Below are 21056 nucleotides of genomic sequence, written 5' to 3' on the forward strand. Positions count from 1 at the left end.
GGCCGGCGTTCACCTCCCGCTGCTACCGCAACGCGTTGGCCAGTGTTCGCAGCACCGCCGCGTTCTCCGTCGTCAGCGCTCTGCCCTGCTGCGCGTCGACCAGGGCGACGAAACCGTCCAGGGCCTTGCCGCGGGCCTGCGGGGTGTGCGCCCGCTGCGCCGACTCCAGGTTGTCGGTCAAGCTCCTGGTCACCTTGCGATCGGTGCTGAAATCGGCCACCAGCTCCTTGACGGCGTCGAACGTGACCGGCGCCGAACCGAACTCGAACGTGCCGCTCCCGACGCGGTAGACGTCGTAGCCGCCCTCCCGGCGCAGGAACGTGGCACCCTCGGTCAACGCCGCGCTGGCGCTGCCGGTCGCGGACGCCAGCGGCACCCAGACCTCACCTGCGGTCCCGGACGGTGACACGACCTGCATGTGGAACTCGCCGTCCTTGGTGTCCTGCGCCCACTTCACGGTCAGGCCACCGTGCGCGGTCGGCACCGTGCCCTGGGCCCACTTGAGGTCGGTGGGTTGGGGCTTGACGGTCCAGGTGGCGTAGCCCGGGTCGACCGAGGTCGCACCGAGCACCGCCTCGGTCAGGATCTGGGTCGGGCCGGCACCCCATGCGTGCGCGAGGCTGTCGAACCCGCGGTCCGGTAGGCCGTCGCTCATGACGAACTCCCAGAACGTGCCCGTGTAGAAGCCGCTGTCCGGGTCGACCTGCAGACCCCAGAGCCGCCGCAGCAGCTCGAGCGCGCCCGCCGCGTCACCGCTGCGGATGCGGGCCATCATCTCCCACGTGTTGTTGAGGGGTTCGATGGTGTGGCCGTACGGGTCGGTCATGCTCGGCGCCGGCTGCGAGATCTCGCTGCCGTGCGGCTGCCACCGCTCCTTGAAGTAGGACAGGATGTGCTCCACCTGGTCCTGCGGCGCGACCCCCAGCCGGACCGCGTTCATGTTCGCGTCCAGCGGGAACACGCCCGGGCGGGTGTCGGTGTGCTGATAGAGCCCGGCGTCGGCGTTGAACAACCGTGCGTTGATCGCGGTCTTGAGCGCCGCCGCCTTGTCGGTGTACTCGGCGACCTTCTCCGGGGTGCCGACGTGGCTCTCCAGCCAGATCATGTCCTGGAGGAGCTCGTAGTACGCGAGGCTGTACTCGGTGACCTCGCCGTTCTGCCGGGTCTGCCAGTAGTCGTTGTCGTTGGTGACGACCAGGCCGTTCGCGTCGAGCCGGGTCGCGTGGAAGGCGGTCGCGGCTTCCAGCTTGGGCAGGATCCCCTTGGTGTACGCCTCGTCGCCCGAGTAGCGGTAGTACTGCACCGCGATGATCGCCGAGTACGCGGAGTAGGTGACCGCGTAGTCGAAGGCGCCACAACCGCGGAAGCCGACCGCACTGGTGAGCCGACCGGTAGGCGCCTGCAGGTTCAGGATGCTGTCGATCGAGCCCCGCACGTACGGGTGGCTGTTGGAGCCGATCGACATCATCGCGACGGGGTCGGTGACCATGAGATCGCCGGACCAGATCGCCCGATCGCGTTTCGCGCCGTCGAAGAAGACCGGCACGGTGAAGCACGACGCGACGCCGACCGGCACCATGTCCATCTGGGCGGTGTAGGCGCCGGCGTACCACATCTTGTTGAGCTGGTCGTCGCTGGACAGGAACCAGCCCTCGTACTTGTCGGGGCCGGCGCGGTAGGCCTTGAAGTTCAGGCCGGCCCGGCTGAGCCGCACCGTGCCGGGTGTGCGCAGTTCGATGGCCTCGAAGCGGTAGCCGCCGCGCAGCCCGCCGGTGTAGGTCTGCGGGTCGGTGACGGTCAGGTTGATCTGGGCGCCGTTGTCGTTGGCGTAGGTGCCCAACCCCGCCGCGGTCGTCCCGGACGGGTGGTCGGCGGACAGTGCGGTACTGAACGTGATGCCCGAGCCCGCGCTGCCGACGGTCGCACCGCCGGCGTGCGCCGCGGTCAGAGCGGGCGTGAACGTGATCCCGCTGCCCGCGCCGCGGATCGCGGTGCCCGCCGCGACGTCCGCGTCCAGAGCCGGCGTGAACGTCACCCCGGTGCCCGGCGATGCGACGTTGGCCAGGGCGTCGTGCGCCGCCGTCACCGCGGGCGTGAACGTGATGCCGGTGCCCGGCTGGGAAAGGTTGAGCACCGGGTCGCCGCTGCTGTGCACGATCGACAGCGGAGTGCTCAGGGTGAGGCCGGATCCGGTCGCGCCGGCGGTGCCGACGCTCGCGATGGTGCGGGTCTCCCGGCCCGCGCCGGTGCCGACCGCGATCGTGTCCCCGGCGGTGAAGCCGGCGACGCTGGCCACCCGCAGGGTCGTCGGGCTCGCGGGCTCGGCGATGTTGGTGTTCCACGGTGCGATGCCGTACGCGCCGGCGACGTTCGCCGCGGCCCACGACGCGTCGTCGAAGCTCGCGGTGTTCCAGCCGGCGGGTGGGGCCGCCGGGATGCCCGGCAGCGCCTTCCAGCTTCCGTCGCTGACGATCCGGGTGGAGTCGAGCTGCGCCGCGGCGAGCACCCCGCCGCCGCTGCCGGCGTTGGTGGCGGCCGTGGCGATGACGTTGGTGCCGGCCACGAGCAGGGACTTGATGTCGGTGATCTGCGAGGTCTGCCAGGCGTTGTTGGCCCCCGTCGAGGTGGAGACCTGGGTGCCGTTGACGTAGGTGACGTGGCTGTCGTCAGCGTTGACCCGCAGGACGGCGCTGGCGAGCGAGGCCGGGTCGGTGACCTCGAACGTCTTGCGCAGGTAGATCGTGCCGGCCGGGGTGGCGGTGCCGGCACCGGCGACGTTCCAGATCCAGTTCGCGCCGGTGAGGGCGGGGACAGCGGTGCCGGAGGTGGCGTTGGCCGCGGCGACGGTGCTGTTCATGCCGGCGGTTCCCACCGAGGCGATGGTCACGTGCTCCTGGCCGGGACCGGGGTCGATGTCGACCTCGGCGCCGGCGGTCAGGCCGGCCACACTGGTGAGGGTCGCGCTGGTGGCACCGGCCGCGACCGGGCCGAACAGCCTGGTGGTGGTGGCCGCGGTGCCGACGCCGGTCACGGTGCGCACCGCGGTGGTGGCGCCCGAGCCGAGGACGACCCGCTCACCTGTCGCGAAGCCCGCGGTGCTGGCCGTTTTGACAATCGTGGCGCCGGCCGCGGCCGGGTACACGATGGTCGTCGGCGCGCCAGCGGCGGTACCGACGCCGCTGATGGTCACGGTTTCGGCACCCGCGCCGGTGTCGACGGTCAGCGGTGCTCCTACGGCATATCCGTTGACGCTGGCCACCGAGACGTTTCGGTCGCCGGCACCGGCGGGCAGGACCAGGGAGGTGTTGGTAGCCGCACCCGAGCCCACCGCGGTGACGTTTCGGGTCTCGGCGCCCTCGCCGGTGCCGATCGTGATCGACGTGCCGGTGTAGAACGGGGCGTTCGAGGCCACCCGGACGTTGGTGTCACCGGCCTTGGCGGGGCCGGTCAGCGCGGTCGTGGCGTTGGTGTTGAGGAAGCGCAGCGCCTCGCTGGTGGAGATGCGCAGCGTGTTGGACGTCGCTGGGCTCGTCGCGGTCGACCCGGCGACGTCGACGTACGGCGTGCCGCCGACCTCCTGGCCGTAGTCGAGGACGACGACCGCCGGTGGGCCGCCGGGCTCGACGGTCAGGACGGTTTCGCCGCCCTTGCCCAGCAGCGCGTCCGCGTTGCTGACGCCGCCGTGGGTGCGGGTGATCGCCACCGGCTGGACGTCGTCGCTGTCCGGGCCGGGAACGAGATCCTGCCAGTTGGCCTTCTTCGGCCACGTCGGCAGGCCGCTGGCCGGATCCGGGCGGCATGCGGCCGCGCTCATCGCCATGGCGACGGTCAGCAGGACACCGACCGCCCTTCTTGCCTTCCGGCGACGCGCGGCGCGCGCCGACAGGTTGTAGGCACCACCAGGGTGCATGTGCTCCTCCTCATTCGAGGATGGTTCGAATGGAACGTTTCAACAGGCCTGTACTTTTGAATTCTGTGTGAGAGCTGGAAGTCGGTCAAGAGTTACGGCGGCATTACCGAATGGTTTCCAGAATTGGCCGGATCAGGCCACCCACAAGGCATGACAGCCGCGAGCGTCAACATCGGAGCGTCGTGTCCACATTAGGCCAAGGTCGATTCGGGAATTGATGTCTACCTATTGACGCTGAATCGCGGATTGCCTTAGCGTCAGAAAAGGGCCCTTGTGAAACGTTTTACACGTTTATCCGTCCAAACAAAGGACCAACTCCCATGACGCGACACCAACAACCGACTCTCGCCCGCCCGCCGCGCCTGCGCGCGGCCTTGCTCGGCATCGCGACGATGCTGGGCGTCCTGGCGCCTGCCGCCTTGTCCGGCCCCGCTCTCGCGGCCAGCCCCTACGAGCGCGGCCCGAACCCGACAGCGGCCAGCGTCTCGGCCACCACGGGACCCTTCGCGATCGCGTCGGTCTCGGTGGCCCGTGGCAACGGCTTCGGCGGCGGCGTCATCTACTACCCGACCGCCACCAACCAGGGGACCTTCGGCGGGATCGCCATCTCCCCCGGCCTCAACGGCACCTGGGCCGGCATCGCTTGGCTCGGTCCGCGGTTGGCCTCGCAAGGCTTCGTCGTGTTCGGGATCGAGACCAACAACCTCAACGACAGCCCGACCAGCCGCGGCACACAACTGCTGGCCGCACTTGACTACCTGACCCAACGCAGCACCGTCCGCACCCGCGTCGACGCGGGCCGGCTGGCGGTGATGGGCCACTCGATGGGCGGCGGCGGCGCCCTCGACGCCGCGCTGCGCCGGCCCTCCCTGCAGGCCGCGATCGGCAATGCGCCGCACCTGCCGTCCGGAACTCTGTCGAACGACCGCGTTCCGACCATGATCTACGCGATGCAGAACGACACGCTCGTGCCGCCGTCCCGGCTGACCACGCTCTACAACAGCATCCCGGCCACGACCGAACGCGGCTACATCCTGGTGACCGGCGCCGGCCACAACTACATCGGCCAGCCCAGCACGACGCTGGCCCGCACCATGATCCCGTGGTTCAAGATCTTCATCGACGACGACACCCGCTACAGCCAGTTCCTGTGCCCGATGAGCAACCAGTCCGGCATCTCCCAGTACCGCAACAGCTGCCCGCTCAGCTAACCCCGAAGGGTGTCCGTCAGGGATCCGGTCGGCGCCGGATCCCTGGCGGTGGGTGCTGTTTTCCTTTTCGGAAGTGTTTCGGAATTGGCCGGATCAGGCCACTCGCTATTCGCCAACCACCACTCTGGACAGATTGGTGCCCGCAAATTAGTATGCAGTTTCAAGCACTGGCGATCGGCTGGGTCGGCGACCACCCATCACCTGTTGCGAATGCGTTCGAGCGCGCAACATTTCCTCCTCTCTCGCGTAACCCTTTGAAGGGTCGTGTCGCCATGCCCAAGATTCAACAACCCTCGTCTTTGAAACGTTTCGTTCGCGGCGGGGCTGCCGCCGTACTGCTCGTGAGCCTCACCGCGGCCGTGTTGAACACGGCAGGCCCGGCGGCGGCGGTTCCTCCCGCCGACTATCAGCAGGTCACCCTGGCCCGCGGGGTCGCCGAGGTCGGTGAGCCGATGTCGCTGACCGTCCTGCCCGACCGCTCAGTGCTACACACCGCGCGAAACGGTGTGGTGCGCCGCACCGACGTCAACGGAAACACCGCGGTCATCGGCACGATCCCGGTGTACTCCCATGACGAGGAAGGCCTGCAAGGCATCGCCGCCTCACCGAACTTCGCCACCAACCGGCAGATCTTCCTCTACTACGCACCACCGCTTTCGACACCATCGGGTGACGCGCCCAATACCGGCACGGCGAGCACGTGGTCGACCTGGGCCGGGGTGAACCGACTGTCCCGGTTCACCTTGAACACCGACTTCACCATCAACCTGGCCAGCGAGGTCATCACGTTGACGGTGGCCACGAGCCGCGGTCTGTGCTGTCACGTCGGCGGTGACATCGACTTCGACGCCGCCGGCAACCTCTTCCTGTCCACCGGCGACGACACCAACCCGAACGCGTCGAGCGGTTACGCGCCGCTCGACGAGCGCAGCGACCGCAACCCCGCCTATGACGCGCAGCGCAGCTCCGGCAACACGAACGACCTGCGCGGCAAGATCCTGCGCATCACTCCGACCGCGGCCGGCGGCTACACGATCCCGTCCGGCAACCTGTTCGCTCCTGGCACGGCGAACACACGGCCGGAAATCTACGCGATGGGGTTCCGCAACCCGTTCCGGATGAGCGTCGACCGGCCCACCGGCGTCGTGTACGTCGGCGACTACGGCCCCGACGCCGGCACGACGAGCTCGACCCGCGGCCCGAGCGGCCAGGTCGAGTTCAACCGCGTCACCTCGCCCGGCAACTACGGCTGGCCGTACTGCACCGGGACCAACACCACCACCGAGACCTACAACGACTACAACTTCGCCACGAGCACCAGCGGCGCCAAGTACGCCTGCGCGGCCGGCGCCACGAACAACAGCCCGAACAACACCGGCCTGACGACCCTGCCCGCAGCACGGCCGGCCTGGATCCGGTACGCCGGCGACGCCGGCAGCCCGAGCGAGTTCGGCTCCGGATCCGAGTCGCCCATGGCCGGACCGGTCTACCGCTACAACGCGGCGAACCCGTTGACGACCAAGTTCCCGCAGTCGCTGGACGGCCAGTTCTTCGCCGGCGAGTTCGGCCGGCGCTGGATCAAACCGATCGCGGTCAACGCCGACGGCTCCCGGGGCGCGATCGACACCTTCCCGTGGTCCGGCACCCAGATCATGGACATGGCCTTCGGCGCCGACGGGTCCCTCTACGTCCTCGACTACGGGCTCGGCTGGTTCGGCGGCGACGCCAACTCGGCCGTCTACCGCATCGACTACGTCGGCACCGGAGGCAACCGGGCCCCGATCGCCGTCGCGACCGGCTCACCGACCTCCGGGTCGGCACCGCTGCCCGTGACCTTCTCCTCCGCGGGAAGCAGCGACCCCGACGGCAGCGCGATCACCTACTCGTGGGCGTTCGGGGACGGAACCACGTCGACGGCGGCCAACCCGTCCAAGACGTACACCGCGAACGGCACCTACACCGCGACGCTGACCGTGCGGGATCCGCAGGGCGCCACGGGCACCGCCAACGTCATCGTCCGGGTCGGCAACACCGCGCCCACGCTGACGTTCACCACACCGACCAACGGTCGGCTGTTCTCGTTCGGCGACTCCGTGCCGTACACCGTGACCGTCACCGACCCGGAGGACGGCACGATCGACTGCGGCCGCGTCACGGTGAACTACGTCCTCGGACACGACACCCACGGCCACCCGATCACCTCGCGGACCGGCTGCTCCGGCACCATGGTCACGCCGATCGACGGCGAGCACGACACCTCGGAGAACCTGTTCGGCCTGCTCGCCGCGACCTACACCGACAACGGCGGGCTCACCGGCACCGCCCAGGTGACACTGCAGCCCCGCGCCCGTCAGGCCGAGCATTTCTCCTCGATGTCCGGCGTCACGATCGTCAACCAGACTCAGGCCCAGGGCGGCCAGAGCGTCGGCAGCGTCAACAACGGCGACTGGATCGCGTTCACCCCGTACGCGCTCTCGACCGCCACCTCGATCACCGCGCGGGTCGCCCGGTCCGCCACGGGTGGCACCGCCCGCACGATCCAGGTCCGGGCCGGTTCGGCGACCGGCACCCTGCTGGGAACGCTGACGGTGCCGAGCACGGGCAGCGCCACGACCTACACGGACGTGACCACGAACCTCACCAACCTTCCCTCCGCCCCGACAACCCTCTACCTCGTCTTCACGGGTCCGTCCGGCACCAACAACCTCTTCTCCGTCGACTCGTTCACGTTCCCGACCGGAACAAGCGGCGGCGGCAACGTCACCATCCAGGGTGAGGCGTTCAGCTCACAGAGCGGCGTCCAGGTCGCCAACCACACGGCGGCCGTCGGCGGCCAGACAGCCGGCTACATCGTCGCCGGCGACTGGGCCGCCTACAACAACGTGAACGTCGGCGGAGCCACCTCGCTCACCACCAGGTACTCGGGCACCGCCAACGGCACGTTCCAGGTCCGAACCGGCTCGACCACCGGACCGGTCATCGGCTCGGTTTCTCTACCCAGCACCGGCAGCTACGACAGCTTCAGCACGGTGACCACCACCCTGACCGGGGTGCCGGCCGGCACGGCGAACGTCTACCTGACCTTCACCAGTGCCGGGTTCGACCTCGACCAGATCACCTTCGTGAAGCCCTGACAGACCCACTCCGGCCCGGATCGGCGCCGGGCCGGAGTTTTCAGCCGACTCAGTGTTTCAGCCGACTTTGGAGCCCAGATGCGCAAACTCGCCCTGGCAGCGGCGTTGTCCCTCCTCGCCGCTCTCTCCTTCACCGCCGTCTCCGCGCAGGCGGCCGACACCCCGTACGACGTGCTGGTGTTCTCCCGGACCGCCGGGTTCCGGCACGACTCGATCGCGGTCGGGATCTCGACCATCCAGACGTTGGGCGCCGCCAACAGCTTCACCGTCACCGCGACCGAGAACGCGACGGCGTTCACGACCGCGAACCTGGCCCAGTACGAGACGGTGGTCTTCCTCAACACGACCGGCGACGTCCTCAACACCGCACAGCAGAACGCTTTCCAGTCCTACATCGCCGCGGGCGGCGGCTACGTGGGCGTGCACGCCGCCGCCGACACGGAGTACTCCTGGCCGTTCTACGGCAACCTCGTCGGCGCGTGGTTCCAGTCGCATCCGGCGCAGCAGAACGCCACTGTGATCTTCGAGGACCGCACCCACCCGGCGACGGCCGGTCTTCCCTCCAGCGTCGTGCGATTCGACGAGTGGTACAACTACCGCACCAACCCCCGCTCGAGCGCACGCGTCCTTGCCTCGCTCAACGAGTCCTCGTACAGCGGCGGCACCATGAACGGCGACCACCCGATCACCTGGTGCAAGGAATACGCCGGCGGCCGGTCGTTCTACACCGGCATGGGCCACACCCAGGCGTCCTATTCGGAGGCCAACTTCCGGGCTGTGCTCCTGGGCGGAATCCGTTACACCGCGCGGCGCGTGGACGCGAACTGCGCGCCGGGCCCGAACACTCCGCCGACGACACCGCCGCCCACCGGTGGGACGAACGTGACCGTCCAGGCCGAGGCGTTCAGCTCCCAGAGCGGCGTGCAGGCCGTCGCGAACTCCGGCGCGGTCGGTGGGCAGCGGCTCGGCTACATCGCGGCCGGCGACTGGGCCGCGTACAACAACGTCAACGTGGGCGGCAGCCGTTCGCTGCAGGCACGGGTGTCCTCCGGCGGCAACGGCGGCACCCTGCAGATCCGTACTGGCTCGCAGTCCGGCCCCGTCCTCGGTTCTGTCGCGATATCCAACACCGGCGGATGGAACAACTACGCCACCGTCACAGCCAACCTGAGCGGTGTGCCGACCGGCAGCGCAAACGTGTATCTGACCTTCACCGGCACCGGCAGCCTGTTCGACCTCGACCAGTTCGTCTTCGTCAAATCCTAGCTGGCATTGACCGGCGTGTTTTGCCGGTGAGTTGCCTGTCCGTTGCCTGTTGGGGCAGCGCGGCCGTTCCTACAGTGACTTGCGCCGGCGTGTTCCGTTCACTCGTGCATATTCCTGGAGAGGGTTGACCTCTATGCATCGAATCGCCTCGCTCGGCGACCGCCTGCTCAGTTCCCTGGTGCCGAAGGCCAAGGCCTCGGCAGCCTGTCCGCCGTCGTTCTACCAGTACCGCTGCTACCGCAACGGGGTCAGCGGTCTGTACCAGCGACGCTCCTGCATCTACATCGCGGGCTGTCTGGTCTCCTGCGGCAGCTGGGTGACGATCGGCTACTGCGTCTAACTGGTGCCCGGTCAGCGTTACGTGCGGGACCGGCGGGTGTTCGGCGGCCCTCCGGTCCCGCACCGACTCACGAAGGAGCTCAAGTTGGCGTACTTGTCCGCAGCGGTGGCGCTGGTCGGCGCACTGTGCCTGTTCGATCTGGTGCTCAGCCTCGGCGTCATCCGGCGGCTGCGCGAGCAGACCCACCTCATCAACCAGCTGGCAGCCTCCACCACCGGCACCACGGCGCCAGTGGGCGCCACCGTCGAGGAATTCGCGGCTACCACGACCTCCGGTCGCGTCGTGTCCCGTGCGTCGACCGAGGAGCGGACGCTCGTCGGGTTCGTCTCGCCGAGCTGCGCGCCGTGCCAGGAGCTGCTTCCCGCCTTCGAGGGGTACGCCCGCGGCTTCGCGGGTGCGGTGGTCTCGGTCGTGGTGGGCGAGCCGGACGAGGCGAGCGAGTACGCTCGGCGCCTCGGCCAGCTCGGCGAGGTCGTGGTCGAGCCTTCGGGCGGCCCGATGGCAACCGCGTTCGGCGTCGGCGGCCTGCCGGCGTTGTGTGTCGTCGACGCGCGGGGACGGGTGGTGGCCAGCAGCGCGACGGTCGAGACGCTGCCCACGCCGGTCCCCGCATGATCGAGCGCCTGTCGCCACGCCAGGTCGGGACGAACCTGGTCGCCGCCCTGCGGCTGACCCTTACGGCGGCGCCAGGTGCCACCATCGCCTACGCCCTCAACTCCGCAGTGTCCGGGCTGATGCCGGTGGCGGCGGCATGGCTGACCAAGCTGCTGCTGGACCGGCTCGGCGCGCCGGGCGCCTGGCCCGCGCTGCTCGGCCCCGTGTCGGGTCTGGTCGTGCTGGGTGTCCTCATGGGGGTCTCTCCGGCCGTCGGCCAGTACCTGCACGGACGACTCAACCGCGCGGTGGCGATCCTCTCGATGGACCGGCTCTACCACTCGGTCGGCCAGCTCAACGGCATGGGGCACATCGAGGATCCCCAGTTCCGCGACCAGCTCGTGGTGGCGCAGCAGGCCGGTCGCGGCGGTCCGGGCCGGCTGGTGGAGCACGCGTTCGGCATCGCCCGCGGCATGCTGACCCTCAGCGGCTTCGTGGTCGCGCTGTTCCTTCTGGACCCGTGGCTCGCGCTGGTGGTGCTGCTGGCGGGCGCTCCAGCGCTGGCGGCTCAGTTGCGCCTGAGCCGCGAACGCGCCACGCTGCTCGGCCGGCTCGCCCCGCTGGAACGCCGGGAGCTGCACTATGCCGACCTGCTGGTCAGCCTGCCGGCGGCCAAGGAGCTGCGGCTGCTCGGGTTGGGGCCGTTGTTCCGCGAACGCATGGTCCGCGAGATGCGTGCGGCCGGCGGCGAGCAGGAACAACAGGACCGCCGCGAGGCCGGGGCGGAGACCGCTCTGGCCGTGCTCGCGTCGGTGGTCACCGGCGCGAGCCTGCTGTGGGCGGTGTGGCTGGCCGCGAACGGCCACCTCACCGTCGGCGACGTGGCGATGCTGATCGCCGCCGTAGCGGGAGTGCAGGCCAGCGTGCAGGCGATCGTGGCGCTGGTCGCCGGTGCACACGAAGCGTTGCTGCTGTTCCACCAGTTCCGTGCCGTGACCGACATCGGACCGGATCTGTCCGTGCCGGAGATACCCGCGCCCACCCCTGTGCTGGCCGAGGGCATCACGTTCACCGACGTGTGGTTCCGTTACGGCCCCGACCAACCGTGGGTCCTACGTGGGCTGCACCTGACCATCCGGCAAGGCGAGGCAACGGCGCTGGTCGGGCTCAACGGCGCGGGCAAGAGCACGCTGATCAAGCTGCTGTGCCGGTTCTACGATCCGACCCGGGGCGCGATCCGTTGGGACGGCACGGACCTGCGCGAGATGGATCCGGTGGCGTTCAGGTCCCGCATCGGTGCGCTCTTCCAAGACTTCATGGAGTACGACCTCGCGGTCGCCGAGAACATCGGCGTGGGTGATGTCGAGGCGCTGGCGGACCGTGCACGCATCACCGCGGCCGCGGAACGCGCCGACGCCCACGACCTGGTAGGACGGCTCCCCTCCGGCTACGACACTCTGCTGTCCAGGATCTTCATGGACGACGCCGGTCCCGACGGTGGGCGAACCGGCACTCTGCTGTCCGGCGGGCAGTGGCAGCGCATCGCCCTCGCCAGGGCCTTCATGCGGGACCGGCGTGACCTGATGATCCTCGACGAGCCGACCTCGGGGCTCGATCCCGAAGCCGAGTACGAGATCCACCGGCGGCTCCGCCAGCACCGGTCCGGGACGACCAGCGTGCTGGTCTCCCATCGGCTCTCCGCGGTCCGCGACGCGGACACGATCGTGGTGCTCTGCGACGGCAGGGTCTCCGAACGCGGCACCCACAACCAACTGATGGACAACCGGGGACCGTACGCACGCCTTTACCGCCTGCAGGCCGACGGGTACGCGGACGGCCAGACAACGCTGGCTGCGCAGGCCTCGTGATGGTGGTCGCCACGGTAGTTGTCGCCTCGTCGCTGGTCGCGGCGTGGTGGGCGATGCGCCGATGGCTGCTCGTGGTGACGGTCGACGGGTCCAGCATGTGGCCGACGTATCGCGAGGGCGACCGGCTGCTGGTCCGGCGCGTCGGGCTGGACCGGGTCCGCGAAGGTCGTGTGGTCGTGGTGGCGCTGCCTCCGGTGCCCAGGATCGATACTGCCCCGGACTGGGGCCGACGGGTGCTGATGGTCAAGCGGGTCACCGCCGTGCCGGGAGACGCCGTGCCCCCCGCCGTGCCGGTGCCCGACACGCGCGTGCCCCCTGGGTCCTTTGTGGTCATGGGGGACAACCCGAATGGCAGCTACGACTCACGAACCGTGGGTTTCGTCCCCGCCAGCGCGCTGGTCGGCATGGTGGTGCGGCTGATGGCAACGGGAGAGGGCTGAGACATGGAGTACGTCGTGGTGGCCACTCGTGTCGTAATGGCCGTCGTGTTCGTTGCTGCTCTGGCGTCCAAGGTGCGTGGTCGACCGTCCTTCAAGGCCTTCGTCAGGTCGGTCCGGCCATGGGTGTCCGCGCGCCGCGCGCCTGCGGTGGCCCTGTTCGTGGTGGCCGCCGAAAGCTTGTGCGTGGTGCTCCTGGTGCTTCCCGGTGCGGGCGGCGCCGGCCTGGCCGCCGCCGCTGCCGTCCTCGTGGGGTTCACTGCGGCGATCGGTCGGGCGATCTCCACGCGACGGGCGGCGACGTGCCGGTGCTTCGGGTCGAGCGAGCGTCCGCTGACCATGATCCATGTGGTGCGCAATGGGCTGCTGCTGACTCTGGCACTCTGCGGCCTCGCCGCGAACGCGAACGGCTCCCCCGCCGTGAGCCACGACGCCGGGCTGCTGATCGCGGCGTCCACCGGCGTGGCGACGGCACTGATTCTCATGCGTTTGGACGATGTGGTGGACCTGTTGCGCCCGGGTCGCGCCTGGTAGCCGTTGACACACCCGCAACTTGCCGGAAGGATAAATTACACGCAAATGTAACGTTTCATTCCGACACGTTCCGGGGGCGCCGATGCACAGCCATGACGATGCCTCGGCATCGGTCGACTTTGGACAATGGGTGAAGTCACGGCGACTAGCGGAACTGCTCACCCAGGAACAGCTGGCCGAGCGGGCCGGCCTGAGCGTGCGCACCGTGCGCAACCTGGAAGCCGGCCGGAGTAAGGCCCGCCTGCCCACCAGGCGCCTGGTCATCGTGGCCCTCGGTGGTTCCCGGCTCATCGACGCCGCGGCGATGCACCTCGATTCCGGCCCTCCGCGTCCCGCGCCCCCTGACCCGAACCGTTAGGGAGCAGAAGCAACGTGTTCGGCTACATCTTCGCGCACGTGCGCCGCAGACCCGCACGGTCACTGGCGTTGATCCTGGGCGTCCTGGTCGCGACGACCGGCTTCGTCGTGCTCACCGCCAGCACCACGACCTCGCGGCTCGCGATGGTCGGCACCGTCGCGGAAGGCAGCCGCGCCCCGTACCAGATCCTGGTCCGCCCACCCGGTGCTCGCACCGACCTCGAGCGTGACAGAGGCCTGATCCAGCCGAACTTCCAAGCCGGCACCCATGGCGGCATCACACCCGCACAGTGGCAGCAGATCCAGGACGTACCCGGCGTCGACGTCGCGGCACCGGTCGCCATGCTCGGCTACACCCTCGCGTCGGTGACCGTGGACGTGGACCTCACTGACCGGATCGACCCGCGGCTGACCCGGCAGGTGCTGCGCGTGCGCCCGGTCTGGAGCGCCGACCGTGCACTGACCTCCGCACCCGACGACGTCGAGGCGTTCGTGTACGTCACCCGCCGCCCGGTGCTGTGGCCACCGGCCCCGACGCCGGACGACACCGAGCTCCCGCCCGCGTTTCCGGGGGCCGCCGCCTGCGGCTCGGGGACGCCCGCGCCGCACGAGGTCGCCGAGGACGGCACCCGGGTGCCGCTGTGCGTCGGCTATCAGGCGCTGCGCCAGACCAGCACCAACCGCCGCGTCTTCGACATGGTCGTGCAGGTCCTGCCCGACGGCCGCTACACCTCCTGGAACTCCACACCGAGCGACCGGATCACGCTCACCGTGCTGGCCCCGATGGCCCTGCTCGTCGCGGCCGTCGATCCCCAGGCCGAGTCGGCGATGGTCGGCCTCGACCGCGCCGTCATCGCCGGACGCTACCTGTCCGCCTCCGACCGACTCACCCGGACACAGGTCCAGGGATTCCCGGTCACGACCGCACCTGCGCTGCTCACCGCCCACGCCAACGTCGACGAGTCCATCGCCGCCACGGTCGATCGCGTCACCTCCGTCGCCGAGGACAGCGCGCCGAAGGACCTGTCGACCAAGGCGCTGCGACAGCAGAGCGTCGCCCGGCTGCCGGACGTACCCGCCGTTCCCATCGAGCACGCCTACCAGCGGATCATCCGCGACGACGCCGGCGGCTATCGCGACGGAGCACCCGTTGGCGGCCAGATCACCGAGGTGGTCCGGATCGGCACACCGCGGTACACCGTCGCCGCGGACGGCACCCTCATCCCGCGACCGCAGCCGCCCGCCGAGAACGGCCGCCCACCGGACGAACAGAGCGGCGCCTGGGCCGTGCCCAGCCCATGGTTGGGTCACGACACGGGCTTCCGCTCGTCGACCTGGCTGACACTGCACAACGACGACCTTCAGCCGTGGGTGTTCGCCGCCCAGGTCGGCGTCTTCGACCAGGCGAAGGTCGCCTCGGCCGACCCGCGCACCTCCGTACCGCTGGAGACCTACACGCCCACCCAGGCCATTGGTGCCGACCCGGCCACGCGAGACCTGCTCGGCCAGCGCCCGCTGCTGCCCAGCGACAACCTCGGCGGCTACCTGGCGACCGCACCCAGCGTGCTCATCTCCCTGAACACGCTGCGGGAACTCATCGCCCAGACGCCGCGACCGGTCGACGACGCTATCAGCGTCATCCGGGTCCGTGTCGTCGGCGTCAGTGGCTACGACGACCTGTCACGGGAACGCGTACGCCTGGTGGCGCAGGACATCGCCGTGCGCACCGGGCTCGACGTCGACATCGTCCTCGGGTCCTCACCGGCTCCGCAGACCGTGTCGCTGACCGCGGGCACCTTCGGCCGCCCCGCCCTGACCGTGGCCGAGCCCTGGTCCAAGCTCAACGTCGCCACCACGCTGGTCACGGCGATCGACCGCAAGAGCGCACTGCTCTTCGGCCTGATTCTGATCGTCTGCGGGCTGTTCCTGGCCAACGCGGTCACCGCCGCCGTCCACGACCGCCAACGCGAGCTCGCCATCCTGACCTGCCTCGGTTGGGCACGGTGGCGGGTCTTCACCGCGATCCTCGGCGAGCTCGTGCTACTGGGCCTGGTCGCCGGTGTACTGGCGGCCACGCTGGCCTGGCCCGCCGGCCATGCGGCCGGCACGCCCGTGCCGATCGGCCAGGCCGCGTTAGCCGTACCGGCGGCGATCGGACTGACGATCCTGGCCGGGCTGTTGCCGGCCGTCCGCGGCAGCCGCAGGCATCCGGTAGCGGCTCTCTCCCGGACCGTATCCCGACCGCACCGGCGCGCTGGGCGCCGCTCCCGGTCAATCGCAGCTCTCGCGCTCACCAACGTGTGGCGCACGCCCGGCCGCGCGCTCGTGGGCAGCGTCGCGCTCGCGGTCAGCGTGTGCGCGCTCGCACTGCTGCTCGTCCTGCAGCGGACCTTCCACGGGGCCGCGACCGGCACCGTCCTCGGCGACGCGGTCGCCCTCTCGGTGCGCGGGGTGGATCAGACCGCGGTCGTCATCACCGTGGCGCTCGGAGTCCTTGCCGTCGTCGACGTCCTGTACCTCAACCTGCGCGACCGCGCCTCCGAACTGGCCACCCTGCAGGCGATCGGCTGGTCGGGTGGCGCGCTGGGACGCCTGGTCGCGTACGAGGGCGTGGTCCTCGCCCTCGTCGGCGCGCTGCTCGGCGCCGCGGCGGCGGCGGGTCTGGCTCTCGGCTTCTCCGGCGGCGCCCAGATGGCGAGCGTCATCCTCACCACGGGGGCCGCGGCCGCCGCGGGCGTCGTCGTCACCGTCCTGGCCGCCACCGTTACGGCGCTGTGGCTGCGTCAGGCCGTCCCCACCGCCGCGTTGTTGGCCGAGGAGTAGAGGGTTGACCGACCACCACGAGACGGCCGCGATCGAGTGCGTCGACGTCGTCAAGCGTTTCCGGGCCGGAGACGGCTGGCTGACGGCCGTCGATGGCGTGTCGCTGCGGATCGACGCCGGCGGGATGACGGCGCTGACCGGACCGTCCGGGTCAGGCAAGTCGACGTTGCTGCATCTGATCGGAGCGATCGAGAAGGCCGACTCGGGCTCGATCCTGGTCAATGACGCGGAGGTCACCACGCTCGGCCGCACGGGTCTGACCGCGTACCGCCGCAGCATCGGTTTCGTGTTCCAGCGCTACCATCTGATCGCCGCGCTGACCGCCCTGGACAACGTGATCGCACCAGTGCTTCCGTACCGGACCGCCTACAACAAGACGGCTCGGGCCCGCGAGCTGCTCGCCACCGTCGGGCTGGCAGGGCGGGAGGAAGCCCTGCCCGCTCGACTGTCCGGCGGCGAGCAACAACGGGTCGCCATCGCCCGCGCCCTGATGGGATCACCGCGGGTTCTCCTGGCGGACGAGCCGACCGGCAACCTGGACTCGCAGTCAGGCGACGCCGTCCTCGACCTCCTCGATGACCTGCGCCGCGACCACCGGATGACGGTTCTGATCGCCACTCACGAACGACAGGTGGTCGAGCGCTGCGACCGGGTCATTCGCCTCCGCGACGGAGCCTTGGCGGAGGCCTCGGCCGGACAGGACCGGCCCGCTAGCCAGGCGCACAGCGTTGTGCCCTGGCAGGCGCCGTGAGCGATGCTGAGCAGCACCCCGGCCCGGGGCGGGCCCGGATATGTGCACCTGTTCGACCTCAGCGGGTCGTCGGCAGCGTTGGCCATCGGCACGACTAGGGCGGGATCGCAGCTACCTCAGGCGTACCGGCGCGGCGCCGACTGGGATCCGGACGATCTGGTACGGCGGGATGCGGTCGTCGACATCGTGGTTGAAGAGCGGGGTGCGTGGCAGTTGGTTGAGGCTGACGTACAGGTTGCCGTCCGCTCCCACCGCGAGCGTGTCCGGCCACAGCGCGCCAGGCGTGTTCAGTACCGTGGACCAGGTGCCGTCGGTGGCGAGCTTGAACACGGCGCTGTGCTCGTACGCGGTGACGTAGACATTCCCGGAGGCGTCCGTCTCGAGACCGTCGGAGGCACCCTTGTCGCCGTGGTCGACGATCTGCTCGGCGACCTTGTCGTCGTCGAGGTCCCGATCGAGCAAGGCCGCCGTCGGGACGCTGTAGAGTCTGCGGCTCGCCAGCGGGCAGTAGTAGAGCCGATCGCCCGTGGCGCTGATCGCGATGCCGTCGGCGCCTCCGTTGTACAGCTCTCCTTCGCGTACGACGCCCTGCACGATGGCGCGGAAGCCGTCCTCGGCGTGCGTGCTGGGATGCCCGCGGAGTTTGGCCCAGGTGTCACCGGTGGCCAGGTCGATGACGACCAGGGCGCCTTCGGCCTGCGAGTCGGTGAGGTACGCGTATCCGCCGCCGCCTTTCGACAGATCGAAGCGGACGTCGTTGAGGTAGCTGGTCGCGGTCAGCGCTTCGGCCGCGGGCCGGATGACGCGCACGACAGAGTCGGTGTCCAGGTCGATCTCGACCAGCTTGGGGCCGCCCTCGATCCACGGGGCGAACGCGAGGCTGCCGGTGTCGAGTGCCCAGAGGTGCCCGTCGGGGCCGATCACGACACTCTGCACCGAGACCAGGAGCTCGTCGTTGACCTGCCGGCTCGGATAAGGGACCGGCTTGCCGTCGACGATCTCCGCGACCGTGTACGGCACCGGGTCGCCCCAGCGCGGCACCGAGATGAAGACCCGGCCCGAGTCGGCGGCGGTGACGCCGGTCGCCATCAGGTCATCCAGGTCGGCGACGAGCTCGAAGTCGGCGGCGACCCATGCTCCTAGCGGTTCCGCGGTCATTGGTTGTGCTCCTTGTTGAACCCGAGGAAGGCCGGTGTGGCCTCCTTGTCGATGCCGAGCGTCTCGACATCGAGGGCGTGTACGCCGATGAAGTAGTTGTGCCGGCCGCTGCCCAGTGCCAGAACCCGCTGCCGTTTCTCCACGCTAGCTCGGCCCGAATTGGACTCGTCGCCTCGTTACCGCTGATGGTTTCGAGGAATATGTGCATCGGGAGGCTTCCCGAACGGCTTCGGTGGCGGCCCGCACTCGCTAGGGTCATTTCTTTGGGAAATTGACCGAGAGGCGTCGCGGACATGCTTACGGTCAGCATGGACCACCACGGAGGCGACGGTCAGTGGACCAGCAGGGGTGTCGCGTCGCCGGCTGGACCGTCGTTGGGTTCGTCCGCTGTGCCGGTGCCGTCTGGTTGGGGTACGCGTACCAGAGTGATGGCGAGGAACGCGGCGACGACCAGGAAGCCGACCGCCCACCAGACTGCGGTGGCGTACCCGTGCACGATCGCCTGGTTGGCGGTTCCGGCGTGTTCGAGGAGCCACGTCGCCGTGGCGCCGGCCGCGACCGTGTTGAGCAGCGCGGTGCCGATGGAGGCACCGACCTGTTGCGACGTGTTGATGATCGCGGAGGCGATGCCGGCTTCGTGCCTGCGCAGCCCGTGGGTCGCCAGGCTCATCGCGGGCAGGAACGCCGTGCCGGTACCGAGGCCGAGCAGGACCTGGCTGGGCAGGATCAGCGCCAGGTAGGAACTATCCACCGTCATCTGGGTCAGCAACAGCAGGCCGATCGCCGCGGTCAGAAAGCTCCCAGCGAGGAGGACTCCGGGCCGGACGCGGTGGCTGAGCCGGGCGCCGATCAGGGTCGGGCCGAGGATCATCGCGATGATGAGCGGAAGGAAACCGAGCCCGGTGCGGACCGGTGACCAGGCCTGGACGACCTGCAGGTAGTAGGTCAGGAAGAGGAACAGGCCGAACATGCCGACCATGGAAAGCCCGATCGAAGCGTAGACGCCGCCTCGGGTGCGTTCGGTCACCACCCGCAGCGGCAGCAGCGGATTGGGCACTCTCGCCTCGACCAGCACGAAAGCGAGCAGCAGGACGGCGGACGCGAGGAACGAGCCCAGCGTCCAGCCGGCGGTCCAGCCGTCCGACTCGGCCCGGGTGAAGCCGTAGACGAGCGCGACGAGACCGGCGGTGGCGAGCATGACACCGGGGACGTCCAGGCGCTCGCGTCGGCGCACCCCGGTCGTGTCGTGGATCGTGGGAATGGCACCGATCGTCGCGACGAGAGCGAACGGGACGTTGATGAACAGCGCCCAGCGCCAGTCCAGGTACTCGGTGAGGACACCGCCGAGGATAAGGCCGACGCCACCACCGGCAGCGGCTATCGCTCCGAAGACGGCGTACGCCCGGGCACGCTCCTTCGCTTCGGTGAAGGTCACCGAGAGCAGCGCCAGCGCGGCCGGGGCGAGGAGCGCGGCGAAGGCGCCCTGCAGGGCGCGCGCGGTCAGCAGCGTCCCGGTGTCGGCCGCGACGCCACCGACGGCCGAGGCGACGGCGAAGCCGAGCAGCCCGACCAGGAAGATCCGTTTGCGGCCGGCGATGTCCGCCAGCCGGCCGCCGAAGAGCAGGAGGCCACCGAACGCGAGGGTGTAGCCGGTGATCACCCATTGCCGGTTGCCGTCGGAGAAGCCGAGATCGTGCTGGGCCGAGGGCAGCGCGATGTTCACCACCGTCGCGTCCAGGGCGACCATCAGCTGAGCCAGGGATATGAAGATCAACGCCAACCAACGGCGGGGATTGGCGGGCACGGGATCGGACGAGAGTCGCATGTGGACCTGTTCTGTTCGGGGGTTGGCGTCAGAGGCTGATGGCGATGCCGATGCGGCGGTCGCGTCGGCGCAGGAGCAGGTCGGCGGCGAACACCAACCGGGAGATCGGGAAGCGGCGGGACATCAGGCGGCGTACGCGGGCCGTCCCTTCGCGGTCCAGCAGCCGGGCCTGGCCGCGCACCATCGGTGCGTCCGCGGCGACCCGTCCGCTCATGTCGCATGGTGTGACGGTCACCGTGGCGTTGTAACGGATTCTCTTGACCTTCCCGCTGGTGCGCTCGGTGAGCACGAACAGCTCGCCGGCGTCCGCGACGACGCCGACCGGAGTGGGGACCGGTCGGCCGTCCCGGCGGTAGGTGGTCACGCTGGCGTAGCGGGCGCGGGCGATCGGGGCGGGCACGCTCATGCCGGCCTCGCGGCGTTTCGCCGGTCCAGCCAGAGGGCGCCCGCGACAGCCGCGGCACCGAGTGCCTCCCAGCCCGCGGCATGGAGGAACGCCCTCGGTGCGCGACCGGTGACCGCGAGCCCAGCGAGGCCACCCGCCATCAGCGCCCGGCGGGCGATCACGAAGGTGGGAAAGCCGGGCCAGCCCCGCGCTGCTCCGAGCAGGTAGGCCCCGCCCTCACCGATCGCGGCGAAGGAACTGCTGCCCAGGACGGCGGCGGTGTGGTCACCCGGCCCTCGCTCGGGTGGGTTCTCGAAACCGGACAAACGCTCAGGGCTGACCACGCCAAGCATCCCGAGGGCCCCGCCGATTGTGCCCAGGGCGGCCAGCGTCCAGAAGGCGGCGTCCCGCGGCCTCGCGTAAAACGGTAGTGGCATCACCGTTTTGACGATAGCGCTAAAGT

At 69.7% G+C, this 21056-nt stretch carries 16 protein-coding genes and 1 pseudogene; 11 read left to right on the plus strand and 6 right to left on the minus strand.

The annotated features are described in order from the left end of the window. Positions 1 to 22: 22 nt before the first annotated feature. Positions 23 to 3910 carry an alpha-L-rhamnosidase C-terminal domain-containing protein gene (locus tag CHC05_RS36235; RefSeq protein WP_089255162.1) on the minus strand — a complete coding sequence of 1296 codons (3888 nt, stop codon included), beginning with the start codon at positions 3908 to 3910 and terminating at the stop codon, positions 23 to 25. Between the two features lie 320 nt (positions 3911 to 4230). On the opposite strand from CHC05_RS36235, the gene CHC05_RS36240 reads away from it, so the two are divergent. From CHC05_RS36240 to CHC05_RS36290, 11 genes and pseudogenes are all read left to right on the plus strand, one after another. Continuing rightward, a complete protein-coding gene (locus CHC05_RS36240; protein ID WP_144022925.1) occupies positions 4231 to 5121 on the plus strand; it encodes a dienelactone hydrolase family protein in 891 nt (296 codons plus the stop codon). A gap of 272 nt (positions 5122 to 5393) precedes the next feature. Continuing rightward, complete coding sequence (locus tag CHC05_RS36245; RefSeq protein WP_089255163.1) at positions 5394 to 8255, plus strand: carbohydrate-binding protein; 2862 nt, start codon at positions 5394 to 5396, stop codon at positions 8253 to 8255. 78 nt (positions 8256 to 8333) lie between these two features. Then, positions 8334 to 9518, plus strand: a pseudogene (locus CHC05_RS36250) (ThuA domain-containing protein); the annotation flags it as partial. A gap of 136 nt (positions 9519 to 9654) precedes the next feature. Continuing rightward, positions 9655 to 9861 carry a hypothetical protein gene (locus CHC05_RS36255; RefSeq protein ID WP_089255165.1) on the plus strand — a complete coding sequence of 69 codons (207 nt, stop codon included), beginning with the start codon at positions 9655 to 9657 and terminating at the stop codon, positions 9859 to 9861. An 84-nt stretch (positions 9862 to 9945) separates the two neighbouring features. Beyond that, the gene (locus CHC05_RS36260; RefSeq protein ID WP_179266532.1) at positions 9946 to 10476 is read left to right on the plus strand and encodes a TlpA family protein disulfide reductase; all 531 of its coding nucleotides are present in this window, start codon (positions 9946 to 9948) and stop codon (positions 10474 to 10476) included. Further along, positions 10473 to 12323, plus strand: coding sequence for an ABC transporter ATP-binding protein (locus CHC05_RS36265; protein ID WP_089255167.1), 1851 nt, complete (start codon positions 10473 to 10475; stop codon positions 12321 to 12323). The genes CHC05_RS36260 and CHC05_RS36265 overlap by 4 nt, the downstream gene beginning before the upstream one ends. Further along, on the plus strand, positions 12323 to 12763 hold the full coding sequence (locus CHC05_RS36270; RefSeq protein ID WP_089255168.1) for a S26 family signal peptidase: 441 nt from the start codon (positions 12323 to 12325) through the stop codon (positions 12761 to 12763). Before CHC05_RS36265 ends, CHC05_RS36270 begins: the two co-directional genes overlap by 1 nt. Positions 12764 to 12766: 3 nt before the next feature. Continuing rightward, on the plus strand, positions 12767 to 13294 hold the full coding sequence (locus tag CHC05_RS36275) for a MauE/DoxX family redox-associated membrane protein (protein ID WP_089255169.1): 528 nt from the start codon (positions 12767 to 12769) through the stop codon (positions 13292 to 13294). A gap of 130 nt (positions 13295 to 13424) precedes the next feature. After that, complete coding sequence (locus CHC05_RS36280; protein ID WP_245871398.1) at positions 13425 to 13652, plus strand: helix-turn-helix transcriptional regulator; 228 nt, start codon at positions 13425 to 13427, stop codon at positions 13650 to 13652. 14 nt (positions 13653 to 13666) lie between these two features. Beyond that, the gene (locus CHC05_RS36285; RefSeq protein WP_089255171.1) at positions 13667 to 16474 is read left to right on the plus strand and encodes an ABC transporter permease; all 2808 of its coding nucleotides are present in this window, start codon (positions 13667 to 13669) and stop codon (positions 16472 to 16474) included. Positions 16475 to 16478: 4 nt separating this feature from the next. Next, the gene (locus tag CHC05_RS36290) at positions 16479 to 17225 is read left to right on the plus strand and encodes an ABC transporter ATP-binding protein (RefSeq protein WP_144022926.1); all 747 of its coding nucleotides are present in this window, start codon (positions 16479 to 16481) and stop codon (positions 17223 to 17225) included. 111 nt (positions 17226 to 17336) lie between these two features. Here the strand turns inward: CHC05_RS36290 and CHC05_RS36295 are convergent, their stop codons facing one another. From CHC05_RS36295 to CHC05_RS36310, 5 genes are all read right to left on the minus strand, one after another. Continuing rightward, positions 17337 to 18383: an L-dopachrome tautomerase-related protein gene (locus CHC05_RS36295; RefSeq protein WP_089255172.1), complete on the minus strand. Its 1047-nt coding sequence runs from the start codon at positions 18381 to 18383 to the stop codon at positions 17337 to 17339. Next, on the minus strand, positions 18380 to 18526 hold the full coding sequence (locus CHC05_RS41875; RefSeq protein WP_179266533.1) for a hypothetical protein: 147 nt from the start codon (positions 18524 to 18526) through the stop codon (positions 18380 to 18382). The genes CHC05_RS36295 and CHC05_RS41875 overlap by 4 nt, the downstream gene beginning before the upstream one ends. Positions 18527 to 18714: 188 nt before the next feature. After that, positions 18715 to 20208, minus strand: a complete 1494-nt coding sequence (locus tag CHC05_RS36300) for an MFS transporter (protein WP_089255173.1) — start codon at positions 20206 to 20208, stop codon at positions 18715 to 18717. Positions 20209 to 20236: 28 nt separating this feature from the next. Then, complete coding sequence (locus tag CHC05_RS36305; RefSeq protein ID WP_089255174.1) at positions 20237 to 20614, minus strand: PPOX class F420-dependent oxidoreductase; 378 nt, start codon at positions 20612 to 20614, stop codon at positions 20237 to 20239. Next, on the minus strand, positions 20611 to 21030 hold the full coding sequence (locus CHC05_RS36310) for a hypothetical protein (protein WP_144022927.1): 420 nt from the start codon (positions 21028 to 21030) through the stop codon (positions 20611 to 20613). Before CHC05_RS36310 ends, CHC05_RS36305 begins: the two co-directional genes overlap by 4 nt. Between the last annotated feature and the right edge of the window lie 26 nt (positions 21031 to 21056).

It is taken from the genome of Asanoa hainanensis (assembly GCF_900188485.1).
In the GTDB taxonomy this organism is placed as follows: domain Bacteria; phylum Actinomycetota; class Actinomycetes; order Mycobacteriales; family Micromonosporaceae; genus Asanoa; species Asanoa hainanensis.

Excerpts from the sequence above, each read along its gene's own strand:
- CHC05_RS36305 (WP_089255174.1), bottom strand. The coding sequence starts at position 20,614 with ATGAGCGTGCCCGCCCCGATCGCCCGCGCCCGCTACGCCAGCGTGACC.
- CHC05_RS36310 (WP_144022927.1), bottom strand. The coding sequence starts at position 21,030 with ATGCCACTACCGTTTTACGCGAGGCCGCGGGACGCCGCCTTCTGGACG.
- CHC05_RS36235 (WP_089255162.1), bottom strand. The coding sequence starts at position 3,910 with ATGCACCCTGGTGGTGCCTACAACCTGTCGGCGCGCGCCGCGCGTCGC.
- CHC05_RS36240 (WP_144022925.1), top strand. The coding sequence starts at position 4,231 with ATGACGCGACACCAACAACCGACTCTCGCCCGCCCGCCGCGCCTGCGC.
- CHC05_RS36265 (WP_089255167.1), top strand. The coding sequence starts at position 10,473 with ATGATCGAGCGCCTGTCGCCACGCCAGGTCGGGACGAACCTGGTCGCC.
- CHC05_RS36270 (WP_089255168.1), top strand. The coding sequence starts at position 12,323 with ATGGTGGTCGCCACGGTAGTTGTCGCCTCGTCGCTGGTCGCGGCGTGG.
- CHC05_RS36300 (WP_089255173.1), bottom strand. The coding sequence starts at position 20,208 with ATGCGACTCTCGTCCGATCCCGTGCCCGCCAATCCCCGCCGTTGGTTG.
- CHC05_RS36275 (WP_089255169.1), top strand. The coding sequence starts at position 12,767 with ATGGAGTACGTCGTGGTGGCCACTCGTGTCGTAATGGCCGTCGTGTTC.
- CHC05_RS36295 (WP_089255172.1), bottom strand. The coding sequence starts at position 18,383 with ATGACCGCGGAACCGCTAGGAGCATGGGTCGCCGCCGACTTCGAGCTC.
- CHC05_RS36255 (WP_089255165.1), top strand. The coding sequence starts at position 9,655 with ATGCATCGAATCGCCTCGCTCGGCGACCGCCTGCTCAGTTCCCTGGTG.
- CHC05_RS36245 (WP_089255163.1), top strand. The coding sequence starts at position 5,394 with ATGCCCAAGATTCAACAACCCTCGTCTTTGAAACGTTTCGTTCGCGGC.